Annotated in this window: 6 protein-coding genes; 5 read left to right on the forward strand and 1 reads right to left on the reverse strand. The window is 63.0% G+C overall.

The window, feature by feature from the left end:
- Positions 1–155: 155 nt before the first annotated feature.
- Positions 156–1,556 (reverse strand): DUF4062 domain-containing protein, encoded by a 1,401-nt coding sequence (locus RKP46_RS02580; protein ID WP_311105175.1) that lies wholly within the window; start codon positions 1,554–1,556, stop codon positions 156–158.
- Positions 1,557–2,157: 601 nt separating this feature from the next.
- Here RKP46_RS02580 and RKP46_RS02585 point away from each other — a divergent pair.
- The 5 genes from RKP46_RS02585 to RKP46_RS02605 all read left to right on the forward strand — a co-directional run.
- Entirely contained in the window at positions 2,158–2,520 is a 363-nt protein-coding gene (locus tag RKP46_RS02585; protein WP_300327527.1) for a roadblock/LC7 domain-containing protein, read from the forward strand.
- A 13-nt stretch (positions 2,521–2,533) separates the two neighbouring features.
- A complete protein-coding gene (locus RKP46_RS02590) occupies positions 2,534–3,034 on the forward strand; it encodes a PAS domain-containing protein (protein WP_311105176.1) in 501 nt (166 codons plus the stop codon).
- Positions 3,031–3,780, forward strand: coding sequence for a PhnD/SsuA/transferrin family substrate-binding protein (locus RKP46_RS02595; protein ID WP_311105177.1), 750 nt, complete (start codon positions 3,031–3,033; stop codon positions 3,778–3,780). The genes RKP46_RS02590 and RKP46_RS02595 overlap by 4 nt, the downstream gene beginning before the upstream one ends.
- Before the next feature lie 3 nt (positions 3,781–3,783).
- Entirely contained in the window at positions 3,784–4,371 is a 588-nt protein-coding gene (locus RKP46_RS02600; protein WP_311105178.1) for a hypothetical protein, read from the forward strand.
- The coding region (locus tag RKP46_RS02605; RefSeq protein ID WP_311105179.1) for a hypothetical protein at positions 4,368–4,831 on the forward strand (464 nt) is incomplete at its 3' end. The genes RKP46_RS02600 and RKP46_RS02605, both read left to right, overlap by 4 nt.

Genomic DNA, 4,831 nt, shown 5'->3' on the forward strand with positions numbered 1-4,831 from the left:
ACCACTGGTGCCACGCCTCGGCCTGCTCGGGGGTCTCGGGCAGGCGCGAGACGGCACCCGAAGCGAGCGTGAAGAAGGGGGATTTGATCAACGCGCATGCGTCGGCGGGGAGTTCGTCCATGCGATGTCCGGGAGGAAGGGGGTTGATCGGTCAGTCACTGCGCATCGCTGCCGGCGGCAGCCGGCGTCGTGCCAGCAGAATGCGGCTCGCGCAACGCAGAACGGGAAAAGATGCGAGCCAGCGTGTCGCGCAGGTCGTCCTCGACCTGGCGCACCCAGTCGGCCAGTTGGTCCCGGTTTTCGCGCGGGAAGAACACTTTGACTTCGAACTGCTCCAGGTGCTCGCGCAATGCGCAGCGCGCTACCGTTTCGGCGAAGCGGCCTTCCGGGCGCGCCGCCGCCACCAGCGTGGCGCCCAGATCGAGCGCGTAGTCGGCGATGCGCTCGCGCAGGTATTCGGTAGTGAAACTGTCACGCGCTATCGGCTTGCGACGCTGAATCGCCGCCCAGAGCTCGGCATGGGTCAGCGGAAAACCCTGCTCGCCGGGGTTGCCGTACTCGGCTACCGGGTGGCATAGCTGGAAGACGTTTGCCGGCTCGCTTTCACCCGGACGCAAGCAGAGGCCAAAGCCAAAACGTGCTGCCGCCTTTACTTGCGCCACCAAATCGTTTGCGCTGGTTTCGAGTACTGGATCGCGCTCGCTTGCCGGCGCGCCTGCTTCCTGCCTGAAGTGCCTTTCCGCCGCAACCAGCACAATGCGCAGGAAAGCACTACAAACGACGCCCTCCGTCGCATTGGTCGAGTACCATGCCGCCGCACGCGCGCCGCTGAAGTACTTGGGAGCTCGCGTCAGCAGTCGCACAACCGTGGCCTCGCAGGCAAGCGCAAAAACCTTGTCGGGAGTCAGCGGTCGTGGCACGTCCTCAAAAACCGTTGCCTGCGAGAAATCCCGATTCGTGGCAAGGACCGACCAATGCTCGTACAAGTGCCGATGCAGCATGCGTTGCAGCGCAGTGGCGTCTTCCGGCGGCAGCGGAATCCCATCGCCCTCCCCTGGCCCGCCGCTGCGCTCCAGCGGCAGGAACGGGGTCGCTGAATTCGGCCACAACGCCCGCAACACCCGCACCATGAGGTCGTCTGCGTCGGCAAACAGCGCTGGCCGCGGCCTGTCGCCCGCACCCGCGAGCAAGCGGCGGCGAAACTCGGCAATCGCCTCTCCTTTGCCGTTCTCGCCGGTATGGCTGTCAGTGTGCTTGGCGAGAATGCCGTCCTCCTCCTTCAGGAACAGATAGCAGCGCCTGCCAGCCGCCCACGCAGCGTCAAACTCGAGTTCGGTGATCGACTTGCTCTGCCCCGGCGGGACGAAGCCGTAACGCAGGCCAACGATGCCGAGATAGACGTCGCAAGCTTGCACGTCGTCCATGCAGCTCTGCCCGAGCGGACGCGAATCGGCTTCGTAGCTCTCGACGATGGTGCAGCGCCCGCTCAACGCTTCCTTCACCGCCTGGCGTTCGGCTTCGAGATCGGACAGCGTCGATGACAGGTACAGCTTCATACCCTCCCCCTTGTCGCCAGGCTGGCGCTTGTGTCTGAATTTGCTGGGCCGTTGCTGGCTGGAGTATACCCTCGCCAACCGCCGGGCGTACGCGGCGGCGTTGACCAACCAGGCATCAGGCGCAGTACCCGCAGGCGAACGACGGCTGAAGGCCAGCCAGGCGCGCTTGACCCGTCGATGGCTTGAGCGCCGGACGCTTCTTCAACATAATTCGCGCTTGCCCCTGCTGCCGGTGTCAGCAAGGCCGCAACTTCGGCGGCTGGCCGCGTCGCGCGTCGCTGCTGCACCGTGCGTGGGAAGCTGGCAGTCGTGCCCGTGCCGCCGCCGGCGCGCCGTTTGCCCGGGCACTAACTCGATGGCATGTGGTCAAAATGGCCCCCGAACCTGCTGTACCGCACAAAGGCTGGACAGTTTCACAAAGGCTGGACAGTTTTGGTGTAAGGTATCTGCCTGCCTTCGCAAGCGAGGACAGGTGTGGAATATTCCCGCTACTTCAACGTTTCGCCATCAGACAATCAGGCTGGCACCAGGCTCGAGCCGGTCGATCCTTTTCGGTCGGCTCGAGCCCGACAGGCAAACACCACGACATAAGGACCTAAAGATGCGTACCGACATGCTGCAGCAGATTCTCCTCGAACTGAACGGCGCAACCGCCGACATCGAGGCTTCCGCCCTGATCTCCACCGACGGCCTGATGATGGCTTCGGCCTTGCCGCAGGGCATGGACGAGGATCGCGTCGGCGCGATGTCGGCCGCCTCGCTCTCCCTGGGCGACCGCGCGACGCGCGAGCTGGCCCGCGGCACCCTGCAGAGGGTCTTGCTGCAGGGCGATCGCGGGTACGTGATCATGAGCGCCGCGGGCCCGGAAGCAGTTCTCACCGTCCTCGCCAAACCCAACGCCAAACTCGGCCTGATCTTCCTCGACATGAAACGTGCCGCCGAGTCGCTGGCGAAGCTCATCTGATGGTGCACCGGCAATGCACCTGCCCGACATGCAGCATCCACCGCTGGCCGGCAACGCCTGTGAATGCCGGCTGACCTACCATGACGGAACGCGTCGACTGGTCTACTGCGTCGATCAGGAAGAGCCCTTCCCTGACGGACGCCTCATTGTTTCGCGGACAAACCTGGGCGGTTTCATCACGCATGCCAACGAGGCCTTCATCGCGATGAGCGGCTACACGGTCGAAGAACTGATCGGCGCGCCGCATCACATCCTGCGCCACCCGGAAATGCCCAAGGCGGCGTTCGCCGATCTGTGGACGACGATCGCCAGTGGGAAAAAATGGCATGGCTACGTGAAAAATCTGCGCAAGGATGGTTTATTCTATTGGGTTTACGCGACGGTGATTCCAAACGTCCGAGCGGGCGTCGTGGTCAGCTACACGTCCGTTCGCCGGAAACCGTCACGCCGCAAGATCAACGAGATGTCAGATCTCTACACGAAGATGTTGAGCCAGGAGAGGGCCGCACAGTGAAGCTGAACTTCATGGTCGCGCCTGACTTTTCGCCCGATCGATTTGCCGGATGGCACATGGTCAATACGCTGTTGCAGTCGCGCTCCGGGCTGCACCTTCACCTGTTGACGCCAGCCAGCGCGCAGGAGCAAAGCGAGCTGCTGCGGCGCGATGCGGTCGATCTGATCTATGCCAACCCCTTTGATGCCGCACATCTGATTCGCGACCTGGGATTCAGGGCGTTTGCACGACCGATGGGCAAACCGGACGAAATGGTGATCGCCACGGCAGCCGCTTCGCCGCTCAAGCGCCTTGAGGACTTGCGCCCGGGTAGCCGGATTGCGGTGACCGACAACCGCGATGTCAAGCTCATTGGTCTGCGCCTGCTGGAAGCAGCCGATCTGACCGACAAGGACCTGCAATGGGTGCTCGTCGAGACGTTTCAGGCGGGAGCGCGCCTGGCCATCAAGGGCGAGGTCGATGCCGCTTTCTTCCTCGCCGAGATCTACCATACGCTGTCGAGAATTACGCGCAGCCAGCTTAAAGTATTGATTGAAAGTGCCATTTTTGACATCACGCACGTCCTTCTGGCACACCAGCGGGTCCTTTCCGAGGTACCGGCAATCATGGCCGCACTCGCCGGAATCGGGCAGCAGGCTGCCGATCATGAGGTGCTCGATGCATTGGGGATTCCCAAAGGCTTTGCCGTGATGCAGGAGGAAGAAGCAGAATTCATGGTCGACCTGATGGATACCCTGCTTGATTAGAACGTGATCGAGTTTACCGCCGACCTGCCGATGAGTGCTGCGCGCCAGTCGTTCCGTGCCTTGGGAAGAAACGTGCTGCGTGATCCGCAGAATATTTCCCTGCACTCGGCACGGCTGGCGGCAGCCTTGAGCCTGAGCGGAACCGAGCCTGTCCAGGGAGCTTTGGCGGATTTCCTTTTCGGCTGCCAACAGGCGGATATTCGGGTCAAGCAGAATACCTTCAGCAGCGTGCGCAGTCGCCTGCGGCCCGTCGTGCAGCGCTGGTTCGAGCCCTATGTCGAGGCCTCGTCGTTTCCCGGCTGTTGCCCGATGGCGACACGCTGGAGCGTGCTCGTGTGCCCTTCGCTCGATGTGCCGCGCCGCGTCCTGCGCTGCAGCACGGACAACTCCAGGCAGCTTGCCGCCGACGCTCTGGCGGCGTGGCGAAAGGGAGAAGAGAATACCCAGGAAGTCTTCTTCGAACATTGCTGCGTATGCCGCGACACGTTGGCGTTCATGCTGGCCCGACGGGTGATCCTCAAGGAACGTGGCGAGCTCCCACCACGCTGGCGAGCCGTGTGCTTATCGCTGCAACAGGCCGTGCTGACATGATGAAGGTGCTCATCGCAGGATTTTCCCCCCAATCGACGACTGCCATCGAGTTGATCGTTGGCTCGCTGCGATCGGATGTCACATTCGTCAAGCTGCCGCGTGGAACGTCCTTGCCGCTGACCGGCCAGCCGGCTGAAATGCAGCAATGCAGCCTGTGCATCGTTGATCTGCTTGGCCTGGGAATGGCGCTTTGGTCGGCCGCCCGCGAAGCCGACTTGCAGGCCTTTCTGACCGGTCGCCGAGCCATTCTCTTCGTACCCGCCGGGGGCAGCGATGACTGGCTGAACGCCTTGCAGCCGGGCCGGCTGGGACCCTCGCGCATCGTCCTCCAGCACCCCGCGTCAACGGCGTCCTTGCGCGAGGCGGTCGAGACGCTGCGCGAAGACGGCCCGACCGAGTTGATGGCTGAGGCGGAAGCACAGATCGCCGCTGAGGAAACCTACGATCAACCCGATCCGGC

The sequence above is a fragment of the Accumulibacter sp. genome, assembly GCF_031732815.1.
GTDB lineage: Bacteria > Pseudomonadota > Gammaproteobacteria > Burkholderiales > Rhodocyclaceae > Accumulibacter.